The 25,468-nt window shown below is 71.4% G+C and carries 27 protein-coding genes; 12 read left to right on the top strand and 15 right to left on the bottom strand.

Annotation, left to right across the window (positions count from 1 at the left end):
- The first annotated feature begins 64 nt into the window (after positions 1-64).
- Positions 65-1,045, top strand: a complete 981-nt coding sequence (locus tag R9Z33_RS04445) for a Bug family tripartite tricarboxylate transporter substrate binding protein (RefSeq protein WP_318650099.1) — start codon at positions 65-67, stop codon at positions 1,043-1,045.
- Here R9Z33_RS04445 and R9Z33_RS04450 read toward each other — a convergent pair.
- Complete coding sequence (locus R9Z33_RS04450; protein ID WP_318650100.1) at positions 1,032-2,312, bottom strand: alpha/beta fold hydrolase; 1,281 nt, start codon at positions 2,310-2,312, stop codon at positions 1,032-1,034. The genes R9Z33_RS04445 and R9Z33_RS04450 overlap by 14 nt on opposite strands.
- A gap of 98 nt (positions 2,313-2,410) precedes the next feature.
- On the opposite strand from R9Z33_RS04450, the gene R9Z33_RS04455 reads away from it, so the two are divergent.
- From R9Z33_RS04455 to R9Z33_RS04465, 3 genes are read left to right on the top strand one after another with little or no spacing between them, the layout of a single operon-like run.
- Positions 2,411-3,310, top strand: coding sequence for a polysaccharide deacetylase family protein (locus R9Z33_RS04455; RefSeq protein WP_318650101.1), 900 nt, complete (start codon positions 2,411-2,413; stop codon positions 3,308-3,310).
- Entirely contained in the window at positions 3,310-4,185 is an 876-nt protein-coding gene (locus tag R9Z33_RS04460) for a polysaccharide deacetylase family protein (protein ID WP_318650102.1), read from the top strand. Before R9Z33_RS04455 ends, R9Z33_RS04460 begins: the two co-directional genes overlap by 1 nt.
- A gap of 46 nt (positions 4,186-4,231) precedes the next feature.
- Positions 4,232-5,398, top strand: coding sequence for an alpha-hydroxy acid oxidase (locus R9Z33_RS04465; protein ID WP_318650103.1), 1,167 nt, complete (start codon positions 4,232-4,234; stop codon positions 5,396-5,398).
- Between the two features lie 7 nt (positions 5,399-5,405).
- On the opposite strand, the gene R9Z33_RS04470 is transcribed toward R9Z33_RS04465, so the two are convergent.
- The 3 genes from R9Z33_RS04470 to R9Z33_RS04480 form a co-directional block, all read right to left on the bottom strand.
- Positions 5,406-7,490, bottom strand: coding sequence for a methyl-accepting chemotaxis protein (locus R9Z33_RS04470; protein ID WP_318650104.1), 2,085 nt, complete (start codon positions 7,488-7,490; stop codon positions 5,406-5,408).
- 82 nt (positions 7,491-7,572) lie between these two features.
- Positions 7,573-8,544 carry a tripartite tricarboxylate transporter substrate binding protein gene (locus tag R9Z33_RS04475; RefSeq protein ID WP_318650105.1) on the bottom strand — a complete coding sequence of 324 codons (972 nt, stop codon included), beginning with the start codon at positions 8,542-8,544 and terminating at the stop codon, positions 7,573-7,575.
- A gap of 72 nt (positions 8,545-8,616) precedes the next feature.
- Entirely contained in the window at positions 8,617-9,285 is a 669-nt protein-coding gene (locus tag R9Z33_RS04480; RefSeq protein ID WP_318650106.1) for an alpha/beta hydrolase, read from the bottom strand.
- A gap of 628 nt (positions 9,286-9,913) precedes the next feature.
- On the opposite strand from R9Z33_RS04480, the gene R9Z33_RS04485 reads away from it, so the two are divergent.
- Both R9Z33_RS04485 and R9Z33_RS04490 read left to right on the top strand, forming a co-directional pair.
- Positions 9,914-10,408, top strand: coding sequence for an Rrf2 family transcriptional regulator (locus tag R9Z33_RS04485; protein ID WP_318650107.1), 495 nt, complete (start codon positions 9,914-9,916; stop codon positions 10,406-10,408).
- Positions 10,409-10,430: 22 nt separating this feature from the next.
- The gene (locus R9Z33_RS04490; RefSeq protein ID WP_318650108.1) at positions 10,431-11,522 is read left to right on the top strand and encodes a cysteine desulfurase family protein; all 1,092 of its coding nucleotides are present in this window, start codon (positions 10,431-10,433) and stop codon (positions 11,520-11,522) included.
- Here the strand turns inward: R9Z33_RS04490 and R9Z33_RS04495 are convergent.
- From R9Z33_RS04495 to R9Z33_RS04510, 4 genes are all read right to left on the bottom strand, one after another.
- Positions 11,519-12,448, bottom strand: coding sequence for a 3-hydroxybutyryl-CoA dehydrogenase (locus R9Z33_RS04495; RefSeq protein ID WP_404830653.1), 930 nt, complete (start codon positions 12,446-12,448; stop codon positions 11,519-11,521). The genes R9Z33_RS04490 and R9Z33_RS04495 overlap by 4 nt on opposite strands.
- Complete coding sequence (locus R9Z33_RS04500; protein WP_318650109.1) at positions 12,448-13,386, bottom strand: electron transfer flavoprotein subunit alpha/FixB family protein; 939 nt, start codon at positions 13,384-13,386, stop codon at positions 12,448-12,450. Before R9Z33_RS04500 ends, R9Z33_RS04495 begins: the two co-directional genes overlap by 1 nt.
- 1 nt (position 13,387) lies before the next feature.
- On the bottom strand, positions 13,388-14,137 hold the full coding sequence (locus R9Z33_RS04505) for an electron transfer flavoprotein subunit beta/FixA family protein (RefSeq protein ID WP_318650110.1): 750 nt from the start codon (positions 14,135-14,137) through the stop codon (positions 13,388-13,390).
- Between the two features lie 95 nt (positions 14,138-14,232).
- Positions 14,233-14,592, bottom strand: coding sequence for a helix-turn-helix domain-containing protein (locus R9Z33_RS04510; RefSeq protein WP_318650111.1), 360 nt, complete (start codon positions 14,590-14,592; stop codon positions 14,233-14,235).
- Between the two features lie 171 nt (positions 14,593-14,763).
- Between R9Z33_RS04510 and R9Z33_RS04515 the strand changes: the two genes are divergently transcribed.
- Positions 14,764-15,729 carry a Bug family tripartite tricarboxylate transporter substrate binding protein gene (locus R9Z33_RS04515; RefSeq protein ID WP_318650112.1) on the top strand — a complete coding sequence of 322 codons (966 nt, stop codon included), beginning with the start codon at positions 14,764-14,766 and terminating at the stop codon, positions 15,727-15,729.
- Between the two features lie 17 nt (positions 15,730-15,746).
- On the opposite strand, the gene R9Z33_RS04520 is transcribed toward R9Z33_RS04515, so the two are convergent.
- The 3 genes from R9Z33_RS04520 to R9Z33_RS04530 are packed head-to-tail and all read right to left on the bottom strand — an operon-like array spanning position 15,747 to position 18,393.
- Positions 15,747-16,268 carry a Smr/MutS family protein gene (locus tag R9Z33_RS04520; protein WP_318650113.1) on the bottom strand — a complete coding sequence of 174 codons (522 nt, stop codon included), beginning with the start codon at positions 16,266-16,268 and terminating at the stop codon, positions 15,747-15,749.
- Positions 16,265-16,966, bottom strand: coding sequence for a LutC/YkgG family protein (locus tag R9Z33_RS04525; protein WP_318650114.1), 702 nt, complete (start codon positions 16,964-16,966; stop codon positions 16,265-16,267). Before R9Z33_RS04525 ends, R9Z33_RS04520 begins: the two co-directional genes overlap by 4 nt.
- Positions 16,963-18,393, bottom strand: a complete 1,431-nt coding sequence (locus tag R9Z33_RS04530) for a LutB/LldF family L-lactate oxidation iron-sulfur protein (RefSeq protein ID WP_318650115.1) — start codon at positions 18,391-18,393, stop codon at positions 16,963-16,965. The genes R9Z33_RS04525 and R9Z33_RS04530 overlap by 4 nt, the downstream gene beginning before the upstream one ends.
- A 185-nt stretch (positions 18,394-18,578) precedes the next feature.
- Here R9Z33_RS04530 and R9Z33_RS04535 point away from each other — a divergent pair, with 185 nt between their 5' ends.
- The gene (locus R9Z33_RS04535; protein ID WP_318650116.1) at positions 18,579-19,565 is read left to right on the top strand and encodes a Bug family tripartite tricarboxylate transporter substrate binding protein; all 987 of its coding nucleotides are present in this window, start codon (positions 18,579-18,581) and stop codon (positions 19,563-19,565) included.
- Here the strand turns inward: R9Z33_RS04535 and R9Z33_RS04540 are convergent.
- Entirely contained in the window at positions 19,534-20,526 is a 993-nt protein-coding gene (locus R9Z33_RS04540) for an NAD(P)-dependent alcohol dehydrogenase (RefSeq protein ID WP_318650117.1), read from the bottom strand. The two genes, R9Z33_RS04535 and R9Z33_RS04540, sit on opposite strands and share 32 nt — an antisense overlap.
- A 70-nt stretch (positions 20,527-20,596) precedes the next feature.
- On the opposite strand from R9Z33_RS04540, the gene R9Z33_RS04545 reads away from it, so the two are divergent.
- From R9Z33_RS04545 to R9Z33_RS04560, 4 genes are read left to right on the top strand one after another with little or no spacing between them, the layout of a single operon-like run.
- Positions 20,597-21,508 carry a LysR family transcriptional regulator gene (locus R9Z33_RS04545; RefSeq protein ID WP_318650118.1) on the top strand — a complete coding sequence of 304 codons (912 nt, stop codon included), beginning with the start codon at positions 20,597-20,599 and terminating at the stop codon, positions 21,506-21,508.
- Positions 21,509-21,545: 37 nt separating this feature from the next.
- Positions 21,546-22,229, top strand: a complete 684-nt coding sequence (locus R9Z33_RS04550) for a DJ-1/PfpI family protein (protein WP_318650119.1) — start codon at positions 21,546-21,548, stop codon at positions 22,227-22,229.
- Positions 22,230-22,282: 53 nt separating this feature from the next.
- Positions 22,283-22,894 carry a histidine phosphatase family protein gene (locus tag R9Z33_RS04555; protein WP_318650120.1) on the top strand — a complete coding sequence of 204 codons (612 nt, stop codon included), beginning with the start codon at positions 22,283-22,285 and terminating at the stop codon, positions 22,892-22,894.
- A complete protein-coding gene (locus R9Z33_RS04560; protein WP_318650121.1) occupies positions 22,894-23,295 on the top strand; it encodes a DoxX family protein in 402 nt (133 codons plus the stop codon). Before R9Z33_RS04555 ends, R9Z33_RS04560 begins: the two co-directional genes overlap by 1 nt.
- Here the strand turns inward: R9Z33_RS04560 and R9Z33_RS04565 are convergent.
- From R9Z33_RS04565 to R9Z33_RS04575, 3 genes are all read right to left on the bottom strand, one after another.
- The gene (locus R9Z33_RS04565; RefSeq protein WP_318650122.1) at positions 23,292-23,888 is read right to left on the bottom strand and encodes a LysE family translocator; all 597 of its coding nucleotides are present in this window, start codon (positions 23,886-23,888) and stop codon (positions 23,292-23,294) included. The genes R9Z33_RS04560 and R9Z33_RS04565 overlap by 4 nt on opposite strands.
- 118 nt (positions 23,889-24,006) lie before the next feature.
- On the bottom strand, positions 24,007-24,558 hold the full coding sequence (gene rplI, locus R9Z33_RS04570; protein WP_318650123.1) for a 50S ribosomal protein L9: 552 nt from the start codon (positions 24,556-24,558) through the stop codon (positions 24,007-24,009).
- A gap of 13 nt (positions 24,559-24,571) precedes the next feature.
- Entirely contained in the window at positions 24,572-25,468 is an 897-nt protein-coding gene (locus R9Z33_RS04575; RefSeq protein WP_318650124.1) for a hypothetical protein, read from the bottom strand.

Below are 25,468 nucleotides of genomic sequence, written 5' to 3' on the forward strand. Positions count from 1 at the left end.
GCCATGCCGTGATTCCCCTCGCCGCGCGGCATGCTATAGCGGCCCGCATTGGAGGACCAAGACCATGCGCCGCCGCAGCCTGCTCGCCACCCCGCTTCTCGCCGCCCCGCTCCTCGCAGCGCCGCGCCTCGCGCGCGCGCAGGAGGGCTGGCCGACGCGGCCGGTGACGATGATCGTCCCCTGGGCGCCGGGCGGCTCGAACGACGTGACGGCGCGGCTCTTCTCGCCTCAGTTCGAGGCGCGGCTCGGCCAGCCCTTCCTGGTGGACAACCGCCCGGGCGGCGGCGGCTCCGTCGGCATGGGGGCCGCCATGCGGGCGCGGCCGGATGGGCAGACGCTCTTCGTCTCCTCCGCCTCCAACCATGTCTTCCACCCGCTCGTCTCGGGCGAGATGAACTATGACGTGCGCGAGGCCTTCCACGGCATGGCCATGTGGGTGGACGTGCCCAATGTGGTCGCCGTCCATCCCTCGCTGCCGGTGCGCAACGTGCCCGAGCTGATCGCGCATATCCGCGGCATGCGGGGCGGCATGAGCTTCGGTTCCTCGGGCGTCGGCTCCTCCAACCACCTCGCGGGCGAGCTGTTCCGCATGCGCACGGGGCTCGACATGACGCATGTGCCCTATCGCGGCGGCGGCCCGGTGCTGAGCGACCTGATCGCGGGCACCATCCAGCTCGCCTTCATGAACCTGCCCACCGTGATCCCGCCGGCCGAGGCCGGGCGGGTGCGCGTCATCGCCGTCTGCACGGCCGAGCGCGTGGCGCTCCGCCCCGACCTGCCGACGGTGAGCGAGGGCGGCGTCCCCGACTACGCCGTGCGCTCCTGGACCGGGCTCTTCGCGCCGCGCGGCACGCCGCCGCAGATCGTCGAGCGCATGTCCGCCGTCTCGAAGGAGGTGATGGAGGCGCCCGCCATGCAGGGCCGCCTGCGCGACCTGGGCAGTGAATCCATCTGGATGGACGCGCCCACGACCGACCGCTTCGTGCGCGAGGAATATGCGCGCTGGGCGCCGATCATCCGCGCCGCCGGCATCAAGATCGAGTAGCGCCGTTCCCGCCCAACGCCGCGAGCAGGTGGTCCGTGAAGAGGGCCGGGTTCTCGGCGAAGGGGAAGTGGCCGATGCCCGGCATCATGGCGAAGCGGGCGCCCTTGATCTTCGCCGCCGTCTCGGCCGAGTGCTCGGCCGTGCAGGAATAGTCGTATTCGCCGGTGAGCATGGTGAGCGGGCAGCGGCCCGTATCAATGCGGTGCACGCGGTCCCGCGCATCCCAGTCGCCCGAATAGAAATGGATGTCGCCGGGGAAGGTGCCGCAGCCGCCCTGGCTGTAGTGCCACCAGATCTCGGCCGCGCATTCGGCCGGCGATTGCGGCGCCATCAGCCCCTCGATCCATTCGGGCGTGAAGATCGCGGCATTCACGCGCGGATGATCCGGGAAGGGCGTGCGGCGGCCCTCGATATGCTCGGAGGATTCGCAGGCCACGATATGCGCGAAGCGCTCGGGCGCGCGCAGCGCGATCTCCAGGCAGATCTCGCCGGACATGGAGGCGCCGAGCAGCACGGGGTTCTCGGTGAAGCCCCAGGCCTCGCGGAAACCCAGGATCAGCTCTGCATAGAGATCGGTGGTGAGGCGCCAGGCGCCGGGCTCGATGATGGCGGGCGAGCGGCCATGGCCCGGCAGGTCGAAAGTGGTGAGCGCATAGCCGGCCTGGGCGAGGCGCGGCTCGCTCATCAGCCGGTGGAACTGGCGCGAGTCCGCGCCGGCCGTGTGCATGCCGAGGATGGGCCGGCCCGTGCCGCTGCTCTCGCCATAGAGGACGAAATCCCGCCCCTGGGCGCGCACCGTGACGTAGCGGCCCTGCGCGGGCGGGCGTGGGGTGGGCGTGCCGAGGCGCGGGCGGAGCGAGGCGGGCGCAGGCCCGCTCCCGCCGCGCGCCAGCCAGCGGCCGAGGTCGAGCACGCGGCGGATGAGGTGGACATGCTGCGCCCAGGCGAGCTGGTCGCCCTCGGCCGAGAAATCCGCCACGCGCATCCGCATGGCGAGCAGGTTCTGGTGGTGGCGCGCGGGGACGGGCTGGAGGAAGCGGCCCCAGCTGGCGGCGCTGGCGGCGAACACCGTGGGCGCCTCGCCGCCCTCGGCCAGCGTCACGCGGCCGTCGCGGAAATCCAGCGTGACGGCGCGGCCGGGCTGCACCACGGCGAAGCGCCCCTCGGCGCCGGGCAGGCGGTGGCGGAGCGTTTCATCCGCGTCGCACAGCGCCTGCCAGGCCGCGAGCGCGCCCTCGGCGCCGAGCCAATCCCATCCGCGTTCCATGCCGTCCTCCCTCGTGTTGCGCGCATGTTCGGTCGCGCGGGCGCGATGGGCAATCACCCCGCTTGAAAGGGCGCGCGGGGCGGGCGAGCATCCCGGCCATGAAACTCCCGGCTCATCACCGCTACGCGCACAGCGCGATCCCGAACCGCCCGGTCTATGACTGGCCCGGCGGCAGGCGCCTCGCGCTGCTCGTCGTCAACAACATCGAGCATTTCGCCTTCCGCGCCGGCCTCGGCTCGGACAGCACGAGCCTCAGCCCGGTGCAGAACCAGCGCAGCTATGCCTGGCGCGATTACGGCAACCGCGTCGGCCTCTGGAACATGCTGGAGACGCTGGATGAGCTGGGGATCCCTGCCGCGCACAACATCAATTCCGCGGCGCTGGAGGCTTGCCCCGAGATCGGCCCCGCCCTGCGGGCGCGGGGCGACGAGTTCATCGGCCATGGCCGCAGCAATTCCGAACGGCAGGACATCCTCTGGGAGGAGGATGAGCGCCGGCTGATCGAGGAAAGCCGCGACGTGCTGGCGCGCCATGCGGGTGTGGCGCCCAAGGGCTGGCTCGGCCCCTATATCGCGCAGAGCAGCGTGACGCCCGACCTGCTGCAGGAGGCGGGCTTCACCTACGTTATGGACTGGCCGGCGGATGACCAGCCCTTCTGGATGAAGACGCGTGCGGGGAAGATTCTCTCCGTGCCCTATTCGGTGGAGCTGAATGACAGCCCGGCGCTGATCGCCCGCCAGCACAGCGCGCGCGAATTCGCCGAGATGATCACCGACCAGTTCGACGAGATGCTGCGCCTCTCGGAAAAGCGCCCGCTGGTGTGCAGCATCGTGCTGCACCCCTTCATCCTGGGCCAGCCGCACCGGCTGCGCCCGCTGCGCCAGGCGCTCCGGCATGTGATGGCGCATCAGGACAAGCTTTGGGTGACGCGGCCGGGCGAGCTGGCGGAATATGTGGCCGGCCTGCCGGCGGGCATCATCCCCGGTTCGGAGGCGTGATGCGCGATTTCGAGGGCTATGGCCGCAACCCGCCCGACCCGCGCTGGCCCAACGGCGCCAAGCTCGCGCTCAACTTCGTCATCAACCATGAGGAGGGCGGCGAGGAGAGCTTCCCGGATGGCGACCCGCGCAGCGAGAACGCGCTGACCGAGGGCAGCACGGCGCCGGTGAAGGGCCGCGACCTCGCGGCCGAGAGCATGTTCCAATATGGCAGCCGCGTCGGCTTCTGGCGGCTGCATCGCCTCTTCACCGAGCGCGGCCTGCCCTGCACCGTCTTCGCCGTGGCGCGCGCGCTGGAGCGCACGCCGCAGGCGGCGGCCGCCATGCGCGAGGCCGGCTGGGACGTGGATGGCCACGGCCTGCGCTGGGAGATGCATATCGGCATGGAGGAGGCGGAGGAGCGCGCGCGCATCGCGGAAGCCACCGCCATCATCACGCGCATGATCGGCACGCCGCCGCTCGGCTGGTACACGCGCTATGCGCCGAGCCTGCACACGCGCCGCCTGCTGGCCGAGGCCGGCTACCTCTATGACAGCGACGCCTATGACGACGAGCTGCCCTATTGGCGCGACCTGCGCGGCACGCCGCGCCTCATCCTGCCCTACAACCTCGCGCATAATGACGTGCGCTTCCAGCGCACCGCGCTGACCACGGGCGAGGAGTTCTTCCAATACATCAAGGGGGCCGTGGAGCTTCTGCTGACAGAACCGAAGGGGCGCATGCTCAGCGTGGGCCTGCACAACCGCATCATCGCCCATCCGGGGCGCGCGGCGGGGCTGGCGAAGCTGCTCGACTGGGTGGCGACGCAGCCGCAGGTCTGGGTCTGCCGGCGGGGGGACATCGCGCGGCACTGGATCGCGCATCACGCGCCGTGAGGGGCGGATTTGGCGCGCGGCGGATGAGACGTTACAAAATCGCGGCATGAGCACCCGCATCGCCCAACGCGCCCTTTGCCTCGATGATTTCGAGACCATGTCGCGGCGCCATCTGCCGCGCCCCATCTTCGGCTACGTCGCCGGCGCCACCGAGCGCAATGCGGCCCTGGCCGATAGCGCGCGGGCCTTCACCGAATACGGCTTCGTGCCGCGCGTGCTGCGGGATGTCTCCCAGCGCAGCACCAAGGCCACCATCTTCAACCGCGAATGGGCCGCCCCCTTCGGCATCGCGCCCATGGGCCTTTCCGCGCTCGCCGCCTATCGCGGCGACATCGTGCTGACCGAGGGCGCGAAGGCCGCCAATATCCCGATGATCCTCTCCGGCTCCTCACTGATCCGGATGGAGGAGGTCATCGCGGCCAACCCGGACACCTGGTTCCAGGCCTATCTCCCGGGCGATGCCACGCGCGTCGAGGCGCTGGTGGACCGCGTGGCGGCGGCGGGCTTCGGCACGCTGCTTCTGACGGTGGACACGGCGGTGCTGCCCAACCGCGAGAACAATGTCCGCAACGGCTTCTCCACGCCGCTGCGCCCCTCGCTGCGGCTGGCGCTGGACGGCATCACGCACCCGATGTGGTCCATCAACACCTTCCTCAAGACGTGGCGCCTGCACGGCATGCCGCATTTCGAGAACAGCTTCGCCGAGCGCGGCGCGCCCATCCTCGCCAGCAACGTGCTGCGCGACTTCACCGCGCGGGATCACCTGAACTGGGAACATCTGGCGCTGATCCGCCGGCGCTGGCCGGGCTGGCTGATCGTGAAGGGCGTGATGCACCCCGAGGATGCGGCCCGCGCCGCGGCCGAGGGGGCGGACGGCGTCATCGTCAGCAACCATGGCGGGCGCCAGCTGGACGGCACCTCGGCGCCCTTGCGCGTGCTGCCCGAGATCAAGGCGGCGGCGCCCAACATCACGGTGATGCTGGATGGCGGCATCCGGCGCGGGACCGATGTGATGAAGGCGCTGGCGCTGGGCGCCGACTTCGTCTTCGTCGGTCGCCCCATGCTGCATGCGGCGGCCGTGGCCGGGCGCGAGGGCGTGGACCGCGCCATCTCGCTTCTGCTGGGTGAGCTGGAGCGCAACATGGCGCTGCTCGGCGTGAACTCGCTGGCGGAGCTCACGCCCGAATGCCTGATCCGCGTGGGCGGGCCCTGATCCGGCCTCAGGCGGCCTTCACCTCCGCGAGGAAGCGGCCCAGCTCCGCCTGGGTCGAGGCCGCGTAGCGCGACAATTCGCCCGCCGCCTCGTGCACCTGGCCCGCCGCGCTGCCGGTGGCGGCGGCGAGGCCGCTCACGGCGCCGATGCTGTCGGTCACCGCGCGCGTGCCGGTGGCCACTTCCTGCACATGGCCGCTGATGGCGCGCGTCGCCCCCTCCTGCCGCTCGACCGAGGCGGCGATGGCGGCGGTGATCTCGCTCACCTGCGTCACCGTGCCGGCGACGCCGCGGATCGCGGTCACCGCATCCGTCGTCGCGGCCTGGATCTGGCCGATCTGCGAGGCGATCTCCTCCGTCGCCTTGGCCGTCTGCTCGGCCAGGGTCTTCACCTCGCCGGCGACGACGGCGAAGCCCTTGCCGGCCTCGCCCGCGCGGGCGGCCTCGATCGTCGCGTTGAGCGCCAGCAGGTTGGTCTGCGCGGCGATCTGGCGGATCAGCGTCACCACCTCGGTGATGCGCGTGGCACCGGCGGCCAGCTCCCGCACCACGCCGTCGGTGCGGTGGCTCTCGGCCACGGCGGCATCCACGACGCTGCGGGACTGCAGCACCTGGCGCGTGATCTCGCCGATGGAGGCGGTGAGTTCCTCCGCGCCGGCCGCCACGCTCTCGATGCAGCCGCGGCTGCTTTCGGCGGCGCGGGCGATGGCGCCGGCCTCGGCCTGGCTCTGCTCGGCCGTGCCGGTCATGGCGGCGGCATTGGCCTCCAGCTGCGTCGCGGCGGCGGCCAGCGCGCCGACCAGTTCGCCGACCCGCGCCTCGAAGCCGTCGGTCGCGCGGCTCAGCGTCTCGGCGCGGGCGAGGCGGGCGGCCTGGCTCGCGGCCTGCTCGGCGGCCAGGCGCTCGCCCTCGATCAGCCCGTCCTTGAAGTGCTGCACGGCGCGGGCGATGGCGCCGATCTCATTCGCGCGCTCCTGGTCCGGGATCTCGACGGCGAGGTCGCGCGCGGCGAGGCGGTCCATCGCCGCGGTGGCGCGGGCCAGCGGGCGCAGCACCAGGCGCTGCGTGGCGATCAGCCCGCCCGCCGCCAGCAGCAGCGCCAGAGCCAGCAGGGCGAGGCCGCCGAACAGGCCCCAGGCGGCCTGCGCCTTGCTGGCGCGGGCATGCGCCACCAGGGCATCGAAGGCGGCATTGGGCACGGTGTTCACGCTGGCGAGGCCGGCGACCTGGGGGTCGCGGAAGGCGGCCTGCTCCATCTCCGCCCGCTGGCCGCGCAGCAGGGTCTGCATCAGAGGCGGCCGGGCGGTGGCCAGGGCGCCGGTCACCATGGGCGCGGCGGTGCCCATCGCTGCCCGCAATTCGGGCGGGCCGGCGGGGGCGGCGCGTTCGAGCTGCGCCCATGCGGCATCAATCAGGCCCTGGGCCCGCAGCGCGGCCATGGCCTCCTCCGGCGTCCAGCCCCGGCCGGCGCTGAGCGCCGAGGAGATGGCCAGCGCCACGTCGCCCACGGCGCTGCGGAGCACCCAGCCGGCGCGGCGCATGGCGATCAGCCGGTCCACCGCCGGGTCGTTCCCCAGGGCGAGATCCTCCACCGCCTCGGTGATGGCGAGCAGCGTGTTCACATGCGACAGGCTGCCCTCCGCCCAGCGGCGCGAGAGGTCCTGCGGGCGCTGGTCGCGCGGCAGGCGCAGGGCGGCATCCACGGCGGCGCGCAGCCCCTCGATTTGGCCGCGGCCCTGCTCCAGCCGCGCCGCCTCGGCGGTGAGGCCCGAGGCGCGCAGCGCGGTGGCGGCGATGGTGCTTGCCGCCTCCGCCTCGGCGCGGCGCGGGCGGATGCGCGTGCCCTCCGGGTCCGGCGCGGGGCCGGCCAGCGCGGTCATGGTCTCGCCGCGTTCCAGCCGGAGTGCCGCGGCGGCGCGAAACAGCTCCCGCCCCGCCTCGGCCATCTGGACGATGCGTGCCGCCTCGTTGTGGCGGGCCCAGGCGCGCATCAGGAGTTCCGTGGCGAAGCCAAGGGCGAGCATCGCGAGGAGCCCCAGCGAGAAGCCCAGCAGGATACGGACGGAAAGGCCTTCGAGGGCGCGGCGGATCATCGGTCGGCGGGGCTCCGGCGAAACTCAGGGAGCCGCAGCCTAGGCGCGCGAGATTACCCGCCGGTGAACACCGCCCGCGCGCCTATTCGCGCCAGGGATGCTGGTCCCACAGCGCCTGGTAGTTCCGCCGGAGCGCGGTGAGCTCGGCCAGGTATTCCGGGGGCGCCAGGAAGCGCAGCGGCAGGTTCTGCTGCGTGGCGGCGGCCTGGAAATCGCTGTCGGCCACGGTGCGCTGCACCGAGAGGGCGAGGCGCGCCTGCACCTCGGGCGGCAGGCCGGCCGGCGCGGCCATGCCGCGCATCGAGCCCTCCACCACGTCGAAGCCCAGTTCGCGCAGCGTCGGCACCTCGGCCAGCGGCGCCCAGCGGCTGGTGCCCATCTGCGCCAGCGGCTTCAGCACGCCCTGGCGCATCTCGGCGATGCCCTCGGCCACGTTCATCACGGCCACGGGAATCGCGCGGGACATGAGGTTCTGCTTGACCTGGGCCGAGCCGCCGAAGGGCACGTGCAGGAAGCGCGCGCCGGATTTCCGCTCCAGCGCCAGCATGGCCAGGTGGTCATCGGAGCCGACGCCGGTGGTGCCATAGCCGATGGTCTCGGGCTGGGCGCGGGCGGCGGCGAGCAGGGCGGCGAAATCGTTGATCGGCGAATCGGCGCGCACCCAGATGCCGCCCGGATCGTCCACGATGTTGCCGATCAGCGTGAAATCCTCGAGCCGGAAGCGCGTGCGGCGCTCGATCGGCAGGGTCACGATGTGGGGCGTGTTGATGAAGCCGATCGTCAGCCCATCCGGCCGCGCCCGGGCGAGTTCGGTGAAGCCGATCTCGCCGCCCGCGCCGGGGCGGTTCATCACCACCACGGACTGGCCGAGGTCGCGCTCCATGAACCGGGCGATGGTGCGGGCCGCGAGGTCGGTGCCGCCACCGGCCGCGAAGGCGACGATCATGGTGAGCGGGCGATCGGGCCGCCAGGTTTCCCCTTGGGCCTGGGCCTGAGGCTGGGGCGGAAGGGCCAGCAGGGCGGGGGCGGCAAGCAGGCTGCGGCGGGTCGTCATCGGGGCATCCGGTCAAGAAAAAGCCGGCCACCGCGGGTGCGGGGCCGGCTGGAAGGGGGACGAGGCCAGGTCTCAGTCGGCGGCGAGCGCCATCCGGCTGCGGTTCAGCACGGAGAGGACGTGGTCCTCGGCCATGCCGCTGATGGTTTCCACCTGCTCCGGCGTGAAGACATGGCCGGCATTGGGGATGGTGCGGTAGTCGATGGTGACGCCCTTCTGGGTGTTCAGCTTGTCCACCAGCTTCTGCACGCTGTTCACCGGAACCAGCTCATCCTCCTCGCCATGCAGGATCAAGCCCGAGCAGGGGCAGGGGGCGAGGAAGCCGAAATCATAATGGCTGGCCGGCGCGCTGATGGAGATGAAGCCGCCCATCTCGGGCCGGCGCATCAGCAACTGCATGCCGACATAGGAGCCGAAGGAATACCCGGCGGCCCAGAGCATCGAGGCGTTGGGGTTCACCGTCTGCAGGAAATCGAGCGCCGCCGCGGCGTCGCTGATCTCGCCGATGCCGCCGTCGTAGCGGCCCTGGCTCTTGCCGACGCCACGGAAGTTGAAGCGGAGGACCGAGAAGCCCATCGCCTGGAACTTGCCGTAGAGGCTGTGGACCACGCGGTTGTTCATCGTCCCGCCATGCAGCGGGTGGGGATGGAGCAGCAGCGCGACGGGGGCGTTGGGGCGCTTGGCGTGGTGATAGCGGCCTTCGAGGCGGCCATCGGGCCCGGCGAACATGACTTCAGGCATCGTGTCCTTGTGTCCGTTTCTTCGGTTGGGCGGCACGGCCGGGCCGGGGGAGCCCGTCATGCTGCCGAATATGCGGCCAATGCCCCGCAACTGACCTGGCCGCTGCCCGTCTGCCTGCCCGGCCCCCCGGCACCGGATGGGGCAGGAGGAGGGCAGGGCAGACGGGCAGCAGCAGGCCCGCTTGGGCGATCCTGACGCGAAGTTCTGCCATGGCATGCACGCTTGACGCGCGCTGCCACCGCCTGCACCATCTTGCCCGCCGGTGAATGCCCCGGCATGCCGATCCATGCATGGCCCCGCCCGATTTTTCAAATTTCGGCCGGAAAAACAATCGCTTCAAGAGTCGTTCCGGCTCACTCCGGCGCGACGGCGGCATCATACGCATTCGCGGTTGCGTTTCATAATGGATTCACACAGCGAATTGCATGGCTGGGTCCGTGCCAGCGCATGGCGCGCCAATTCGCATGCGGAATCTTTCCCGCGCCCCGGTTTTTTGATGCAGACTGCCCGTCGGCATCGGGACATCCCGTGAAAATCGCGACCGCGAAGCGGCGCTCCGCCTCAGGCGCCCCTCCGCGATTCCGGTCGTGGACGGCGCCCGATGCGGTTTGAGGAAGGAGTGCAGGCCATGCGCCTGTCAACGCGCGGCCGATACGCCGTGATGGCGATGGTGGAATTGGCGGCCCGGCAGGATCGTGCGCCCAAGCCGCCCGCCGCGAAATCGACGCCGCCCGTCAGCCTGGCGGAGATCGCGGCCGCGCAGATGCTCTCCCTTGCCTATCTCGAGCAGCTCTTCGGCCCGCTGCGCCGCGCGGGCCTGGTCGCCTCGGCCCGCGGGCCGGGGGGCGGCTATCGCCTCGCGCGCCCGGCCGAGCAGATCAGCATCTCCGCCATCGTGGACGCGGTGGACGAGCCGATCCGCGCGACCCGCTGCGAGGATGGCGCGCCCGGCTGCATTGCGGGCCGGCGCTGCATCACGCATGACCTCTGGGCCGAGCTGGGCGAGCAGATCCGCCTCTTCCTCGACGGCCTCTCGCTGCAGGATGTCGTGCAGGGCCGTGTGCTGGGCCGTGCCGTGGCGCCCGCCCAGGCCGAGAAGGCCGCGGAATTGACGCGCGCCTGATCCGGCGGGAAAGGGCACGGCCATGACCGTGCCCCTCGACCTCGACGCCAATGCCACCGAACCGCTGCGCCCCGCCGCGCGGACCGCGCTGCTGGCCGCGCTGGAGGGTGGGGGCAATCCCTCCTCCATCCATGGCGGCGGGCGCACCGCGCGCCGCGCGGTGGAGGCGGCCAGGCGGGCGGTCGCCACCCGTTTCGGCGTGGCGCCGGGCGATGTCGTCTTCACCTCGGGCGGCACCGAGGCCAATGCGGTGGCCCTCCATGGCCTTGGCGCCGGCCGCCGCATCCTGGTGGGCGCCACCGAGCACCCGGCGGTGCAGGCCGCGGCACCCGGCGCCGAGATCCTGCCGGTGCTGGCGGATGGCACGCTCGACCTCGCGGCGCTGGAGGCGGCGCTGGCCGCGGGCGGGCCGGCGCTGGTCTGCGTGATGGCCGCCAACAACGAGACGGGTGTGCTGCACCCGCTGGGCGAGGTTGCAGCGCTCTGCCGCGCCCATGGCGCGCTCCTGCATGTGGATGCGGTGCAGGCCGCCGGGCGCATGGCGATGGACCTCGCCGGCTGGGGGGCGGCGAGCGTGGCCCTCTCCGGCCACAAGCTGGGCGGCGCGCCCGGGGCGGGGGCGCTGATCCTGGCCCCGGGGCTGCATCTGCCGGCGCTGATCGCGGGTGGCGGGCAGGAGCGCGGGCGGCGTGGCGGGACCGAGCCGCTGCCGGCCATCGCGGCCCTCGGCGGCGCGTTGGAGGAAAGCTACGACGCGCCGCGCATCGCGGCGCTGCGCGAGGCGATCGAGGTGGGGCTGCGGGCGCTTGATGCGGGCATCATCATCGCGGGGCAGGCGGCGCCGCGCCTGCCCAACACCACGCTGGCCGTGCTGCCGGGGGTGCCGGCGGAGACGCAGGTCATCGCGCTCGACCTCGCGGGGGTGCGGGTTTCGGCGGGGGCGGCCTGTTCGTCGGGGAAGGTCACCGCCTCGCCCGTGCTGCGGGCGATGGGATTCGGGGCGGAGGCGGGCCATGGCATCCGCGTCTCGTTGCCCTGGAATGCGCCGGAGGAGGCGCCGCAGCGCTTCCTCGCGGCCTACGCGGCCATGCTCGACCGCATCAGACGGCGCTAGCGCGTGGGGACCGGCGGGTCCTGGCTGTAGTCGTAGAAGCCGCGGCCCGTCTTGCGGCCATACCAGCCGGCTTCCACGTATTTCACCAGGAGCGGGCAGGGGCGGTACTTGCTGTCCGACAGCCCGTCATAGAGCACCTGCATGATGGAAAGGCAGGTGTCGAGGCCGATGAAATCCGCCAGCTCCAGCGGGCCCATCGGGTGGTTCGCGCCGAGGCGCATGGCCGTGTCGATGGAGCGGATGTCGCCCACGCCCTCATACAGGGCATAGACCGCCTCGTTGATCATCGGGACCAGGATGCGGTTCACGATGAAGGCGGGGAAGTCCTCGCTCGTCGCGGTCTGCTTGCCCAGGCGCTTGGCCAGCGCATCCACCGCGCGGAAGGTCGGCTCGTCGGTGGCGATGCCGCGGATGATCTCCACCAGCTTCATGATCGGCACGGGATTCATGAAGTGCATGCCGATGAACTTCTCAGGCCGGTCGGTGCCGGCGCCGAGACGCGTGATCGAGATGCTGCTGGTGTTCGACGCCACCATGGCGGAGGGCTTGAGGTGCGGCACCAGCGCCTTGAAGACCTCGTGCTTGACGGCTTCCTTCTCGGTCGCCGCCTCGATCACGAAATCCGTGCCGCCGAAGCTCGCATAATCGGTGCTGGTGGTGATCAGCCCAAGCGCCGCGTCGCGCTGCTCGGGCGTGATCAGCTTGCGGCCGATCTGGCGCTCCATGTTGCGCGCGATGGTGGCGAGCGCCTTGTCGAGCGCCGCCGGGCTGATGTCCACCATCGCGACCGGAAGGCCCGCCAGCGAACAGACATGGGCGATGCCATTGCCCATCTGCCCCGCGCCGATGATGCCGACCGAGGCGATCTCGGGGATGTCGAGCAGCGCGTCCGGCATGTCGGCGCTGCTGGCGATGCGGACCGACATCAGGCGGGCTTGCCGAGTTCGGCCTCGAATTCCGGCAGCGCCTTGAAGAGATCGGCGACCAGCCCGTAATCCGCGACCTGGAAGATCGGCGCCTCTTCATCCTTGTTGATGGCGACGATGATCTTGCTGTCCTTCATGCCGGCGAGATGCTGGATCGCGCCCGAGATGCCGACGGCGATGTAGAGATCCGGCGCCACGATCTTGCCGGTCTGGCCCACCTGGTGGTCGTTGGGCGCATAGCCCGCATCCACCGCGGCGCGCGAGGCGCCGACGGCGGCGCCCAGCAGATCCGCCACCTTCTCGATCAGGTGGAAGTTCTCGGCCGAGCCCATGGCGCGGCCGCCGGAGACGACGACCTTGGCGGCGGTGAGTTCCGGGCGCTCGCTCTTGCTCACCTCGGCGCCGACGAAGCTCGACGTGCCGGGGTTCGCGGCGGCGGCGACGGCCTCAATGGCGGCGCTGCCGCCCGTGGCGGGCACCGGGTCGAAGCTGGCGGCGCGGATGGTCATCACCTTCTTCGCGTCGCTGCTCTTCACCGTGGCCAGCGCATTGCCGGCATAGATGGGGCGCACGAAGGTGTCGGCATCCACCACGCCCGAGACGTCGCTGATCGGCTGCACGTCGAGCAGGGCGGCCACGCGCGGCATCACGTTCTTGCCGGCGGCGGAAGCGGGCGCGGCCAGGTGGCTGTAGCCGGGCGCGAGCTGCACCAGCAGGGCGGCCAGCGGCTCGGCGAGGCGGTTGGCGAGGGACGCATCCTCGCAGAGGAGGACCTTGGCGACACCGGGCATGGCGGCGGCGGCGGGCGCCGCGGCGGCGGCACCCTCACCCAGCACCAGCACATGGACTTCGCCCAGCTTGCCGCAGGCGGCCACGGCGCTGCGCGTGGGCTGCGAGACGGCGCGGCCGTCGTGGTCGGCGAGAAGGAGGACAGCCATCTCAGATCACCTTCGCTTCGTTGCGGAGCTTCTGCACCAGCTCCTGGATCGAGCTCACCTTGGCGCCGGCCTGGCGCTTGCCCGGCTCCTCCACGCGCAGCACCGTCAGGCGCGGCGTCGGGTCCACGCCGAGATCGGCGGGCTTCACGGTATCGATGGTCTTCTTGCGCGCCTTCATGATGTTGGGCAGCGAGGCGTAGCGCGGCTCGTTCAGGCGGAGGTCGGCCGTCACGATGGCGGGCAGCGTCAGCTTCACCGTCTCCAGGCCGCCATCCACCTCGCGCGTGACGAGGATCGACGCGCCCTCGACCTCGACCTTGCTGGCGAAGGTGCCCTGCGGCCAGCCCATCAGGGCCGCCAGCATCTGGCCGGTGGCGTTCATGTCGTCGTCGATGGCCTGCTTGCCGAGGATGACGAGGTCGGGCGATTCCTTGGCGATGATCGCCTTCAGGATCTTGGCGACGGCGATCGGCTCGAGCGTGCCGTCATGCTCGACCAGGATGCCCCGATCGGCGCCCATGGCGAGCGCGGTGCGGATCTGCTCGGCCGCGGCGGCCGGGCCGGCCGAGACCGCGATGATCTCGGTGGCGATGCCCTTTTCCTTGAGGCGGACCGCTTCCTCGACGGCGATTTCGTCGAAGGGGTTCATGGACATCTTCACGTTGGCCGTCTCAACGCCCGTATTGTCCGCCTTCACGCGGACCTTGACGTTGTAATCAACCACCCGCTTGACCGGGACGAGGAGCTTCATGGCCGGTTGCGCCTTCTTTCCTGACTGGCTTTGCTGCACTGCCGAATGACGCCAGACCCTAGCCACGGCCCGGGGGGAGGGCAAGTGAGCGACCTCTAATCTGGGGGGCTTTCGAGAAGGGCAAGGAGGGCGGCGACCCGTGCCTCCGGCAGGTCCCGGATGGTCCGGGCGAGGCGATTGGCCAGTTCCGTGGCCATGGGGGAAAGCCCGGCCGTGTCCACCACCACGCGCGGATGGGAGAGGCGCGCCAGGCGCACCAGTTCCTCGGCATCGTCCCAGATCAGGCCGAAATGCTCGTTCACCTGGTGGATCAGCCCGGCCGAGGGGCGGCCGCGCTTGCCGTGCTCCAGCGCCGAGAGATAGGCGGGGGAGACATGCAGCGCGGTGGCGAGCTCGGTCAGCGAGATGCCGTGCTGCTCGCGGAGTTCGCGGAGTCTCTTTCCGAACGGCGTCATGGAGGGCCTTGCCGGTCACGGGACCGCCGCGAGCCATGGCGGGAAGCTCCCGGCCTCGTCAAGCCGGCCGTGGGCCAGGGAGGGGCGTTTCGGCCAGCGGTCCAGGAGGCGTCTTCCGTGTTGGATGGAGGACCGGCGGCTGCTAGCCTCGGCGCCCGGGAGGATGTGAACGTGCAACCTGTCCTGACGCGCCGTGGCCTGGCCACGCTCGGTTCCTCGCTCGCCGCACCCGCGGCCTTCGCCCAGCAGGGCTATCCCAGCCGCCCGATCCGCATGGTCGTCGCCTTCGCGGCGGGCGGCAACTCGGACACCATGGCCCGGCTGATCCAGCCCCGGATGTCCGCCGCCCTCGGGCAGAACATCATCATCGACAATCGCGGCGGGGCAGGCGGCACGCTGGCCGCCGGGCAGGTCGCGCAGGCGCCGGCCGATGGATACACGCTGTTGTTCGATGCGGTCTCCTTCGTCATCGCGCAGTTCATCCATCGCGGCACGCCCTTCGATTATGAGCGCGACTTCGCCACGATCGGACTGGTGGCGGAGGCGCCCTACGTCGTTGCCACCTCCGCCGCGTCAGGCATCCGTGACCTGCCGGGCGTCATCGCGGCCGCGCGGCGGGATGGGCTGGCCTATGGATCGCCCGGGATCGGCACGCCGGGGCATCTGACCGGCGTGCTGCTGGCCCATCAGGCGGGCGTGCGGCTGGAGCACGCGCCCTATCGCGGGGGGGCGGAGGTCGCGCGGGATATCGCGGCCGGGACCCTGCCGGTCGGCATTCTCACCGTGAGTTCGATCAAGCCGGTGGTGGATGGCGGCCGGGCCTTCGCGGTGGCGATCACGAGCGCGCGGCGTGGCGGCATCGAGGGCGTTCCCACCATCGCCGAGCAGGGCTTTCCCGGCTTCGACCAGACCAGCTGGAACGGCATCCTCTGCCGCAGCGGCACGCCGGAGCCGATCCGCCGGCGGCTGGAGGCGGCGTTGAACGCCGCGACCTCCGACCCGGAGGTGCGGACGCGCCTCGCGCAGATGGGGGCGGAGGCGGTGCTGGCGGACATGGACGCCTTCACCCAGCGGCTCACGCGGGAACGAGCGGCGGTGTCACGCCTGATCCGGGAAACCGGAATCACCTTCGGCTGAGGGCGGGAGGCCGCGCGTCACTTCACCCTGCGCAGCAGCAGATGCACGGCGCCCGCATTGGCCTTGTGCGGATGCGCGGCTCCCAGGATCAGCGGGCGCAGATGCGGCGCGTTCAGCCAATGCGGCAATTCGCGGCGCAGCACGCCACCCTCCGTGCTGCTGCCCTTGCCGGTCACGATGCAGACCACGCGTGTGCCATCCGCGTGGCACATGCGCAGGAAGTTCTCGACCGCCTGGTGGGCGCGGGCGGCCGTCATGCCGTGCAGGTCGAGTTTGCGCTCGGGCCGCATCGTGCCGCGCCGCAAATCGCGCCAGCGCTTGGCATCCAGCCCCGAGGGCTGGGCGCCGACGCTGATCTCGGGCGGCGGCAGGCGCGGCTTGGGCGGGGGCGGCGGTGGTTCGGCGGCGCGGGGCGGGGGCGTGATGGTGACCGAGGGCGGCGCCTCGGGCATCTCGCGCCCCGGCAGCGGGCGGATGGTGCGCGCCACGGCGGCCCAGACCGCCTTGTCCTCGGCCGTGAGGCCGCGGCGGCGCTTCACGCCTTCGCCGCGGGGTCGTCATCCACGAGGAGGATGTGCAAGGCCCTCGGACCATGCGCGCCGAGCTCGAGCGTCTGCTCGATATCGGCGCTGCGCGAGGGGCCGGTGACCCACATGATGTTGCGCGGCATGAAGCCGCCGGTCAGCTTGTCGCGCCGCTCCTCGCGCAGCAGGTCCCAGGCTTCCTCATAGGCGCCGACGATCCGGCTCGCGCGCAGGACCACCATCTCGGTGTCGGGCAGGAGGTTCAGCGTGGTGGGGCGGCCCGCCTCGGAGGGGAGCATCAGCGTCCCGGTCTCGGCCACGCCGGCATAGCCGTGCTGCAGGCTGACGAGGTCGGTCGGCTGGCCTTCGCGGATTTCCACCTCGAGCATCGGGTGATCCGCCCATTTGATGCGCTTGAGTTCGGGGTGCGGCGCCATGGCGAAGCGGGCGGGCAGGTTCTGCGCGGCGAGATAATCGGCCACCGCCTGCGGGATGGCGGCGAAGTTCGGCACGCGGGCGACGCTGCCGAATTCCTTCTCCACATTGCGGATGAAGAGCGCGATCTGCTCGGGCCGCGCGACGCGCGAGCGTGCCGGGATGAGGTGGCGCGGATGGGTGGCGAGCCGCCCTTCCAGCATGGCACGCTGGTCGGCTGGCAGGGGGCCGCGCTTCAGGCCGCGCCGGATGGCGCCGAGGATGGCCTCCTTGCTCATCGGCCGGCTCCCGCACGCTGGCGCTTCGCATATTCATCCATGAAGGTGCGGCCCTGCGGCACGGGCAGGTCGCGCCCTTCGGTCCAGCCGCCGGCCAGCGGCAGCGACCTGAAGGCGCCCTTCTTGCGGCCGAGCCAGCCCAGCGCGCCGATCCCCCAGCGCGAGGCAAGGCGGTACATCCCCGGCCGCTTGGCGAACCAGGCCCAGACGCCGAGGCCGGTGCGCACGCCGGAGGGCTGCAGATGCCGCTCGAACTCGCGCTCGCGCCAATGGCGCATGAGCTTGGGCAGCGGGATCTTCACCGGGCAGACGCTTTCGCAGCGGCCGCAGAAGGTGCTGGCATTGGGCAGGTGGCCCGCCTCCTTCACGCCAATCAGGCTCGGCGTCAGCACGCTGCCCATGGGGCCGGGATAGACCCAGCCATAGGCATGCCCGCCCGTGGTGCCATAGACCGGGCAATGGTTCATGCAGGCGGCGCAGCGGATGCAGCGCAGCATCTCCTGGAACTCGGTGCCGATCATGTTGGAGCGGCCATTGTCCAGCAGCACCACATGATATTCCTCCGGCCCGTCCAGATCGCCCTTGCGGCGCACCCCGGTGGAGAAGGTGGTGTAGACCGAGAAATCCTGCCCGGTGGCCGAGCGCGCCAGCACGCGCAGCAGGCTCGTCGCATCCTCGAGCGTCGGCACCACCTTCTCGATGGAGGCGAGCGCGATGTGCACGCGCGGCAGGGTCTGCGTGAGGTCCCCGTTGCCCTCGTTGGTGACGATGACGCTGGAGCCGGTCTCGGCGATCAGGAAATTGGCGCCGGTGATGCCGACATCGGCGGCGAGGAATTTCTGGCGCAGCCGGGTGCGCGCCTCGGTGAGGATGTCGCGCCGCTCATGGAAGACGCGGTCGGGGTCGAGGTCGGTATGGGCGCGGCGGAAATCCGCCTCCCAATCCTCACGGTTCAGATGGAAGGCCGGCGCGATGATGTGGGACGGGATCTCGCCGCGCAGCTGGATGATGTATTCGCCGAGGTCGGTCTCGACCGGCGTGATGCCGTGCTCTTCCAGGTGATGGTTGATCCCCATCTCCTCCGAGATGATGGACTTGCCCTTGGTGACGGTCTTGGCGTTCGCCTTGCGGCAGATCTCCAGCACCGTCGCGCGCGCTTCCTCGGCCGTGCTGCACCAATGCACATGGCCGCCCGCGCGCTCGACGTTCTCGGCGAATTTTTCCAGGTAGAAGTCGAGATTCGCCAGCGTGTGGTTCTTGATGTCGCGCGCCGTGTTCCTGAGCTGCTCGAACTCCGGCAGGTTCGCCACCGCATTGGCGCGGCGCTGCAGGAAGGCGCCCTTGGCGGTGCCGAGCGCCTTTTGCAGCCCGGCATCGGCCATCGCCTTGCGGGCATTTTCCTTGAATTGCGGTGAGGTGCTGTTCATGCGCGCCATCATGCCTGTCGTGGCCCGAGGGGGATGCTTCGGACCTGACGGAGCTTAACAGGAATCGCGCTTCTGTCCCATCGGGGTGCCCCATCGGGGGAAGCCTGCCCCTTTCCCACCCGCGCGGGACGCGCCAAGCTCCGCCGGAGAGCCGGGGCAACCGGCGCCGATCCCGGGAGACGACCATGCAACGCCGCCACCTGTTCACCGCCGCCAGCCTTCTCGCCGTCCCCCTTCTTGCTCCCCCCGGCATCGCCCGCGCGCAAGCCGCCTGGCGGCCCGACCGGCCGATCCGCGTCGTCGTGCCCTATGCGCCGGGCGGCACCACCGATGTGGTGGCCCGCATCATGGCCGAGCCCGTCTCGCAGATCATCGGCCAGCCCCTGGTGGTGGAGAACCGCCCGGGCGGGGCGGCGGGCCTCGTCGGCACGGATTTCGTGGCGAAGTCCACGCCCGATGGCCACACCATCATCGTCCACAGCAATGGGCACGCCATCGCGCCCGCGCTGGTGGCGCGCATGCCCTTCGACCCCGTGGCGGATTTCGCGGGGGTCAGCATGTGCGGCCGCGTGCCGCAGGTGCTCTGCGTCAATCCGCGCCTGCCGGCGCAGAACCTGGCCGAGCTTCTGGCCCTGATCCGCGCCAATCCGGGGCGCTACCACTTCGCCTCCGCCGGCATCGGCACGGCGGTGCATCTGGGCGGCGAGATGTTCCGCGCGGTCAATCGCCTCGACATCGCGCCGGTGCATTACCGGGGCGGCGGGCCGGCCATGCAGGGCGTGATCACGGGTGAGGCGCTGTTCACGGTGGACCCCATCGCCTCGGCGCTCGGCCATATCCGCGGCGGCAATGTGCGCGCGCTGGTCGTGGCGGGCGCGGAGCGCGCGCCGACCCTGCCTGACGTGCCTTCCGCCTCGGAGCTTGGCATGCCGGAATTCGCGGTGGATGCCTGGATCATCGCCATGGCGCCCTCGCGCACGCCCGCGCCGGTGGTGGCGGCGCTGAACGGCGCCTTCGCCATGGCGCAGCGCCAGGTCGCGCAGCGGCTGGCCGAGCAGGCGGTGATGCCCATGCCCGACCTCAACACGCCCGAGCAGATCATGGGCTTCGTCCGCAGCGACATGGCGCGCTACGCCGCCGTCATGCGGGGTGCGGGCATCCGGCCGGAATAACCTCCAGCACCAGGGCGCCCTGCTTGCGCCCGGAATCCACCAGCGCATGCGCCGCGACGATGTCGCTGAGCGGCATGCGCCGGCCGATCACGGGGCGGATCGCGCCCTGCTCGACAAGGTCGCGCAGGGCGAGCAGGTCGGTCTGGCGGCCGGGCGCATGGCCGCAAAGGACGCGCGGGCCGGGGCGCAGGCGCGTCCAGAGCATCAGCGCCAATTCGCGCGCGCCGAAATTCACGAAGACATGCCGCCCGCGCGGGTTGAGCACGCGGCGCACGCGGCCGAAGCGGGTGCCGCCCACCGCATCCAGCACGATGTCCTGGCGCGCCGCGCCTTCGGTGAAATCCCGGGTCGCGCGGTCCAGCACCTGATGGGCACCGAGGGCGCGCAGCAGGGCGTCGTGGCGGGCGGAGGCCACCGCCGTGACTGTGAGGCCGAAATGCCGCGCCATCTGCACCAGATGCACCCCCACGGCACCCGCCGCGCCATGCACCACCAGGCGCTCGCCGGTCCTGGCCTGCGCCACGTCGCGCAGGAAGACCAGCGCGCTCAGCCCGCCGAAGGGCAGGGCGGCCGCCTCGGCATGGCTCAGCCCCGCGGGCTGGCGGGCGACGCAGCCGGTCTCGGGCATGGTCAGGTATTCGGCATGGGCACCGCGCAGCGCCAGGCCAAAGACGCGCTCGCCCGGGGCGAAGCCGGCCACGCCCGCGCCCAGCGCCTCCACCACGCCGGCGAACTCCATGCCGGGCACCGGGTGGCGCGGGCGGAACAGGCCGAAGACGAGGCGCAGCGGCAGCCAGAAGAGCCCCGCGCCCCGGCAGCCGCGCAACCGCGCATCACCGGAGGTGACGGTGGTGGCATGGACGCGGATGCGGATCTCGCCCGGGCCGGGGAGGGGTTTTGGCGCATTGCCGAGGGTGAGGGTTTCGGGGGCGCCATAGCGGCGCCAGAGGACGGCTTGCATGGCTCCGCTCTAGGCGTGGCCAATGCATGCGGAAATTGCGGAAAATCGCATTTGCTTTATGCGTTCCCGCATGGATTGGCGCGCCGCCCGCTTCGACTGGAACCACGCCCGCGCCTTCCTCGCGACGGCCGAGGAAGGCTCGCTCTCGGCCGCCGCGCGCGCGCTCGGCATCACCCAGCCCACGCTGGGGCGGCAGGTCGCGGCGCTGGAGCAGGAGCTGGGCGCCGTGCTCTTCGAGCGCGTGGGCCGTGGGCTGCGCCTGACGCCGGGGGGTGAGGCGCTGCTCGGCCATCTGCGCGCGATGGGCGAGGCGGCGGGCCGCTTTTCGCTCGCCGCCGCCGGCCAGTCGGACAGCATCGCGGGGCGCATCCGCATCACCACCACGCATGTCTATGCGGCGCATCTCCTGCCGCCGGTCGTGATCCGGCTGCGGGCGCAGCATCCGGGGATCGAGGTGGAGATCGTGGCGGAGAACAAGCCGACCGACCTGCTGCGGCGCGAGGCGGACATCGCCATCCGCAACTACGCCTCCACCCAGCCGGAGCTGGTGGTGCGGAAGCTGCGCGATGATGCGGGGCATTTCTACGCGACGCCGGCCTATCTGCGGAGCATCGGCCGGCCGCGCAACGCGGCGGAGATGGCGCGCGGCGTCTTCATCGGCTTCCCCACGCCGGAGATGATGGCGGCGGCGCTACAGGCGCGCGGCTATGCGCTGACGCCGGCGCATTTCCCCATCACCTGCGAGAACCACCTGGTGCAGTGGGAATATGTGAAGCAGGGCGCCGGCATCGGCCTGATGACCGAGGCGGTGGGCGATGCCGAGCCGCTGGTGCGCCGCGTCCTGCCCCGCGCGGCCCCCATCCGCTTCCCCATGTATCTCGCCGCCCATCGCGAACTGCATGCGAGCCGCCGCATGCGTGTCGTGTTCGACGCGCTGGTGGCGGCCCTCGCGCGGCCCCCCATGGACGCGCCGCAACCCTGACGGCAGACTTCCCGCACAAAGCGAGGGAATGACGCGCATGGCCCATCTCAACATCGGCAGCCTGATCTTCGACGATCTCGACCAGGTGGACCTCACCGGCCCGCATGAGGTGCTTTCGCGCCTGCCGGATTCGACCTGGAAGATCTACGCCAAGACCATGGCGCCGGCGCGCGACATGAAGGGCCTTCGCATCCTGCCCGACGCCCTGCTGGAGGAGGCGCCGCAGCTCGATGTGCTGCACGTGCCGGGCGGCTTCGGCGTGGATGCGGCGATGGCGGACCCCGTGATCCTCGAATGGGTGCGCCGCCAGGCGATGGGTGCGCAGGCGGTCTTCACCGTCTGCACCGGCGCGCTGCTGCTGGGCGCCACCGGCCTGCTGCGCGGCAAGCGCGCCACCACCCATTGGGCGAGCCACCACATGCTGCCCATCTTCGGCGCGACCGCGGTGAATGAGCGCGTGGTGGAGGACGGCAAGTTCGTCACGGCCGCCGGCGTCACCTCGGGCTTCGACGGTGCGCTGCACCTGGCCGCCAAGCTGCGCGGGACGGAGGTCGCGCAGGGCATCCAGCTCTACATGCAATACGACCCGCGCCCGCCCTTCGATTCCGGCACGCCCGAGACGGCGCCGGCCGCGCTCGTCGCCTCGACCCGCGCGGCGATGGCCTCGGTGCTGGAGCGGCGCGAGAAGGCGGTGCGCGCTGTGGCGGCGGCCTTCACCTGAATCGTTCCGGGGGAGGATTGCGGAGCGTCCATCTTTCCCCCATGTGACGCGGCATGCTTCGCCGCCTCACCCTCCTGGCCCTGCTCTTCGCGAGCCTGGGCGCGCCCACCGCCCGGGCCGAGCCCGGGCTGCTCGCCGCGCTGCGCGAGGGGGGGCTCGTCATCTTCCTCCGCCATGCCGAGACAGGCAGCTCCGCGCCCGACCAGGCCAATGCCGTGCTGGGCGATTGCGCCACGCAGCGCAACCTGGACGAGACGGGCCGCGCGCAATCCGTGGCGATCGGCGCCGCCTTCCGTGACCTCGGCATCCCGGTCAGCCGCGTGCTGGCCAGCCCCTATTGCCGGACGCTGGAGACGGCGGCGCTGGCCTTTGGCGGCGCGGAGCCGGAGATCGGGCTCTCCCTGCCGCGCCATGTGGACGCGGCCGCCCATCGCGCGATGGGCGCGGCGCTCCGCGCCCTGCTGCCGGAGCCGGGCTTCGCGGGCAACTGGGTGCTGGTCGGTCATTCCTACCACATGATGGGCGCGGGCGGCCCGGCGCCGCAGCCGCAGGGCGCGGCCGTGGTGCTGCGGCCCGAGGGGCAGGGGCGGTTCACCGTGCTGGCCATGCTGCCGCCCGATGGCTGGGCCGGGCTTGGTCGCCTGCGCTTCGCGGGGACGCCGTGATGCCCGCCACCGCCCCCTATGCGGCGCTGCTGCTGCGCGTGACCATGGGCGTGCTCTTCCTCGCGCATGCCTTCGTCTGGAAGATCTGGACGGCGGGGATGGTGCATGTCGTCCCCTGGTTCGTGAGCCAGGGCTATCCGGCCTGGTTCGCCTGGTTCGTGACGGGGTTGGAGGCGCTGGGCGGCATCCTGCTCATCCTCGGCTGGCAGACGCGCTGGGTGGCGCTGGTGCTGGCCGGGCTGATGGCGGGGATCGTGCGGCAGCAATTCGGCAATGGCTGGATCTACAGCTCGACCCATGGCGGCTGGGAATATCCGGCCTTCTGGACCATGGCGCTGATCTCCCTGGCGCTGCTCGGGCCGGGTGCCTTCGCGTGGCGCGGGCGGGGCAAGGCGTCCTAACCCAGGGCCAGCGGCAGCAGGCTGAGCACCAGCAGCACCGCCATCACGATGTTGAAGGCACGCAGCCGGGCGCCCGCGCCCAGCAACTGGCGCGCGGCGCGGCCGATCCAGGCCCAGAACAGCAGGCAGGGCATCGAGACGAGGGCGAAGACCAGCGCGATCACCAGGGCCTGCGGCAGGATGGGCTGGCCCGGTACGGTGAAGGCCGGCAGGGCGGCGAGCGCGATCATCCAGGCCTTGGGGTTCACCCACTGGAAGGCTGCCGCGCCGAAAAAGCCGAGCGGCGGGCGGGCGGGCGTCTCCGGCGCCGGACCGACCGGGGCGGTGGCGATCTTCCAGGCGAGCCAGAGCAACCAGGCCGCGCCGAGGGCCTGCATGGCCTGGTGCAGCCCGGGGATCTGCGCGAAGGGCAGGCCGAGGCCGAGGGCGACGGCCACGATCATCGCCGGGAAGCCCAGCGTGATGCCGAGCATGTGCGGCATGACGCGCATGATGCCGACCTGCGCCGCACTGGCCGTCACCATCATGGTGTTCGGCCCCGGCGTGCCGGATGTGGCGAGGGCGAAGCCGATGAGGGCGAGGGCCTGGTCCATGGCACCAAGCCTCGCCGGCCCGTCCACGATATGTCAAATGCACTGACGTAATGGCGGTGCCCACGAAAAAGGGGGCCTCGCGGCCCCCTGATCCGTTCCAGCCTCGTGGGAGGTGGGCTTACTCGCGCGTGGCGGCGCCCAGCTCGGCCACCAGCTCGTCCTCGAGGGTGATCTCCTCCTCGCGGGCGATCTCTTCGCCACGGGCCTGCTTCTCGGCTTCCTCGGGGCTGCGGGCGACGTTGACGACGACCGGCAGCATCACCTCGGGGTGCAGCTCGACGCGGACCGTGGTCAGGCCGAGCAGCTTGATCGGCGAGTCCACCAGCACCTGCGAGCGGTGCACGGTCAGGCCGGCGGCGGTGCAGCCATCGGCGATGTCGCGCGCCGAGACGGAGCCGTAGAGGTTGCCGCTCTCGCCGGCGGAGCGGATGAGGACGATGGACAGGCCCTCCATGCGCTCGGCCACGCGCTCGGCCTCTTCGCGGCGCTTGAGGTTCTGGGCCTCGAGCTGCGCGCGGTCGGCCTCGAAGCGGGCGAGGTTCGCCTTGGTGGCACGCACGGCCTTGCCGCCGGGCAGCAGGAAGTTGCGCGCGTAGCCCGGCTTCACCTTCACCAGCTCGCCCATCTGGCCGAGCTTGTCCACACGCTGCATCAGGATGAGTTCAATCATGGCACGCCTCAGATCAGGTTTGGGGCGGCGCCGCGCGCCGCCGAATTTGGTCGTAGAGACCCACGCCGACCATCAGCGGGGCCATAATCTGGAGAAAAAGCACCATCAGCAGGTAGAAGCCGATGAGGAAGGCGACCCGTCCGGGGCGCCCGCGCAGCAGCCGGTGCACGCCCGCGACGCCGAGCAGGAAGACCGGCACCAGCAGGATCAGCATGGCCGAAAGCGCGACCGCGCCACCGACCAGCGCCCAGAGCGCCAGGCCCACCACCGGCAGCGGCAGGTACCAGTTCGGCAGGCGCAGATCCTCGGCCGGCGGCGTGGCATGGAGCGCCAGGCCCTGCCGGGTGACGAGGTGCTGCGCGGCCCAGCCATTGCCGACCATCAGCAGCGCCATCCAGAAACCGGCGGCGGCCGCCTTCACCTGCGCGATCTGCCCCACCATGCCCTCGGGCAGGGCCACGCCCATGCGGCGCACGCCCATCTCCACCGCGGCCCGCATCTCGCCCTCCAGGTCGGAGATCGAGACGGCGAGCAGCCCGAGCACCACCACCGGCCAGATGCCGAGGATGGCGAGCGGGAGGGAGAGGTCCATGCGGCCCGCCTGGACCGAGGTGCCGATGATGAGCGCCACCGGCACGCCGAAGACGGCGAGGAAGACCGCAAGCCCGATCATGGAGCTGCCGAACAGCACGGCGAGCGCCGCGATGCCGATGGCCAGGATGGCCGTGCGGGCGCCGAAGGCGAAGCCCGCCGCGAAGAGCGGCAGCGGCGTCGCCCAGAGCAGCATCCCGCCCAGCGGCATCCCGCGCATGGCCCAGAGGGCGAGCAGCGCCGAGCACAGCCCCGCGGCACCCGCCGCGAGGGCGCCGGGCTGGCCGAAGACCCCGCCTGGTGTTGCGCTCTGTGCCAC

Source organism: Sediminicoccus rosea (assembly GCF_033547095.1).
GTDB classification, from domain to species: Bacteria; Pseudomonadota; Alphaproteobacteria; order Acetobacterales; family Acetobacteraceae; genus Roseococcus; species Roseococcus rosea.

Coding starts and splice junctions, on each gene's coding strand:
- R9Z33_RS04445 (WP_318650099.1), top strand. CDS start 65: ATGCGCCGCCGCAGCCTGCTCGCCACCCCGCTTCTCGCCGCCCCGCTC.
- R9Z33_RS04450 (WP_318650100.1), bottom strand. CDS start 2,312: ATGGAACGCGGATGGGATTGGCTCGGCGCCGAGGGCGCGCTCGCGGCC.
- R9Z33_RS04455 (WP_318650101.1), top strand. CDS start 2,411: ATGAAACTCCCGGCTCATCACCGCTACGCGCACAGCGCGATCCCGAAC.
- R9Z33_RS04460 (WP_318650102.1), top strand. CDS start 3,310: ATGCGCGATTTCGAGGGCTATGGCCGCAACCCGCCCGACCCGCGCTGG.
- R9Z33_RS04465 (WP_318650103.1), top strand. CDS start 4,232: ATGAGCACCCGCATCGCCCAACGCGCCCTTTGCCTCGATGATTTCGAG.
- R9Z33_RS04470 (WP_318650104.1), bottom strand. CDS start 7,490: ATGATCCGCCGCGCCCTCGAAGGCCTTTCCGTCCGTATCCTGCTGGGC.
- R9Z33_RS04475 (WP_318650105.1), bottom strand. CDS start 8,544: ATGACGACCCGCCGCAGCCTGCTTGCCGCCCCCGCCCTGCTGGCCCTT.
- R9Z33_RS04480 (WP_318650106.1), bottom strand. CDS start 9,285: ATGCCTGAAGTCATGTTCGCCGGGCCCGATGGCCGCCTCGAAGGCCGC.
- R9Z33_RS04485 (WP_318650107.1), top strand. CDS start 9,914: ATGCGCCTGTCAACGCGCGGCCGATACGCCGTGATGGCGATGGTGGAA.
- R9Z33_RS04490 (WP_318650108.1), top strand. CDS start 10,431: ATGACCGTGCCCCTCGACCTCGACGCCAATGCCACCGAACCGCTGCGC.
- R9Z33_RS04495 (WP_404830653.1), bottom strand. CDS start 12,448: ATGTCGGTCCGCATCGCCAGCAGCGCCGACATGCCGGACGCGCTGCTC.
- R9Z33_RS04500 (WP_318650109.1), bottom strand. CDS start 13,386: ATGGCTGTCCTCCTTCTCGCCGACCACGACGGCCGCGCCGTCTCGCAG.
- R9Z33_RS04505 (WP_318650110.1), bottom strand. CDS start 14,137: ATGAAGCTCCTCGTCCCGGTCAAGCGGGTGGTTGATTACAACGTCAAG.
- R9Z33_RS04510 (WP_318650111.1), bottom strand. CDS start 14,592: ATGACGCCGTTCGGAAAGAGACTCCGCGAACTCCGCGAGCAGCACGGC.
- R9Z33_RS04525 (WP_318650114.1), bottom strand. CDS start 16,966: ATGAGCAAGGAGGCCATCCTCGGCGCCATCCGGCGCGGCCTGAAGCGC.
- R9Z33_RS04530 (WP_318650115.1), bottom strand. CDS start 18,393: ATGAACAGCACCTCACCGCAATTCAAGGAAAATGCCCGCAAGGCGATG.
- R9Z33_RS04535 (WP_318650116.1), top strand. CDS start 18,579: ATGCAACGCCGCCACCTGTTCACCGCCGCCAGCCTTCTCGCCGTCCCC.
- R9Z33_RS04540 (WP_318650117.1), bottom strand. CDS start 20,526: ATGCAAGCCGTCCTCTGGCGCCGCTATGGCGCCCCCGAAACCCTCACC.
- R9Z33_RS04545 (WP_318650118.1), top strand. CDS start 20,597: ATGGATTGGCGCGCCGCCCGCTTCGACTGGAACCACGCCCGCGCCTTC.
- R9Z33_RS04550 (WP_318650119.1), top strand. CDS start 21,546: ATGGCCCATCTCAACATCGGCAGCCTGATCTTCGACGATCTCGACCAG.
- R9Z33_RS04555 (WP_318650120.1), top strand. CDS start 22,283: ATGCTTCGCCGCCTCACCCTCCTGGCCCTGCTCTTCGCGAGCCTGGGC.
- R9Z33_RS04560 (WP_318650121.1), top strand. CDS start 22,894: ATGCCCGCCACCGCCCCCTATGCGGCGCTGCTGCTGCGCGTGACCATG.
- R9Z33_RS04565 (WP_318650122.1), bottom strand. CDS start 23,888: ATGGACCAGGCCCTCGCCCTCATCGGCTTCGCCCTCGCCACATCCGGC.
- rplI (WP_318650123.1), bottom strand. CDS start 24,558: ATGATTGAACTCATCCTGATGCAGCGTGTGGACAAGCTCGGCCAGATG.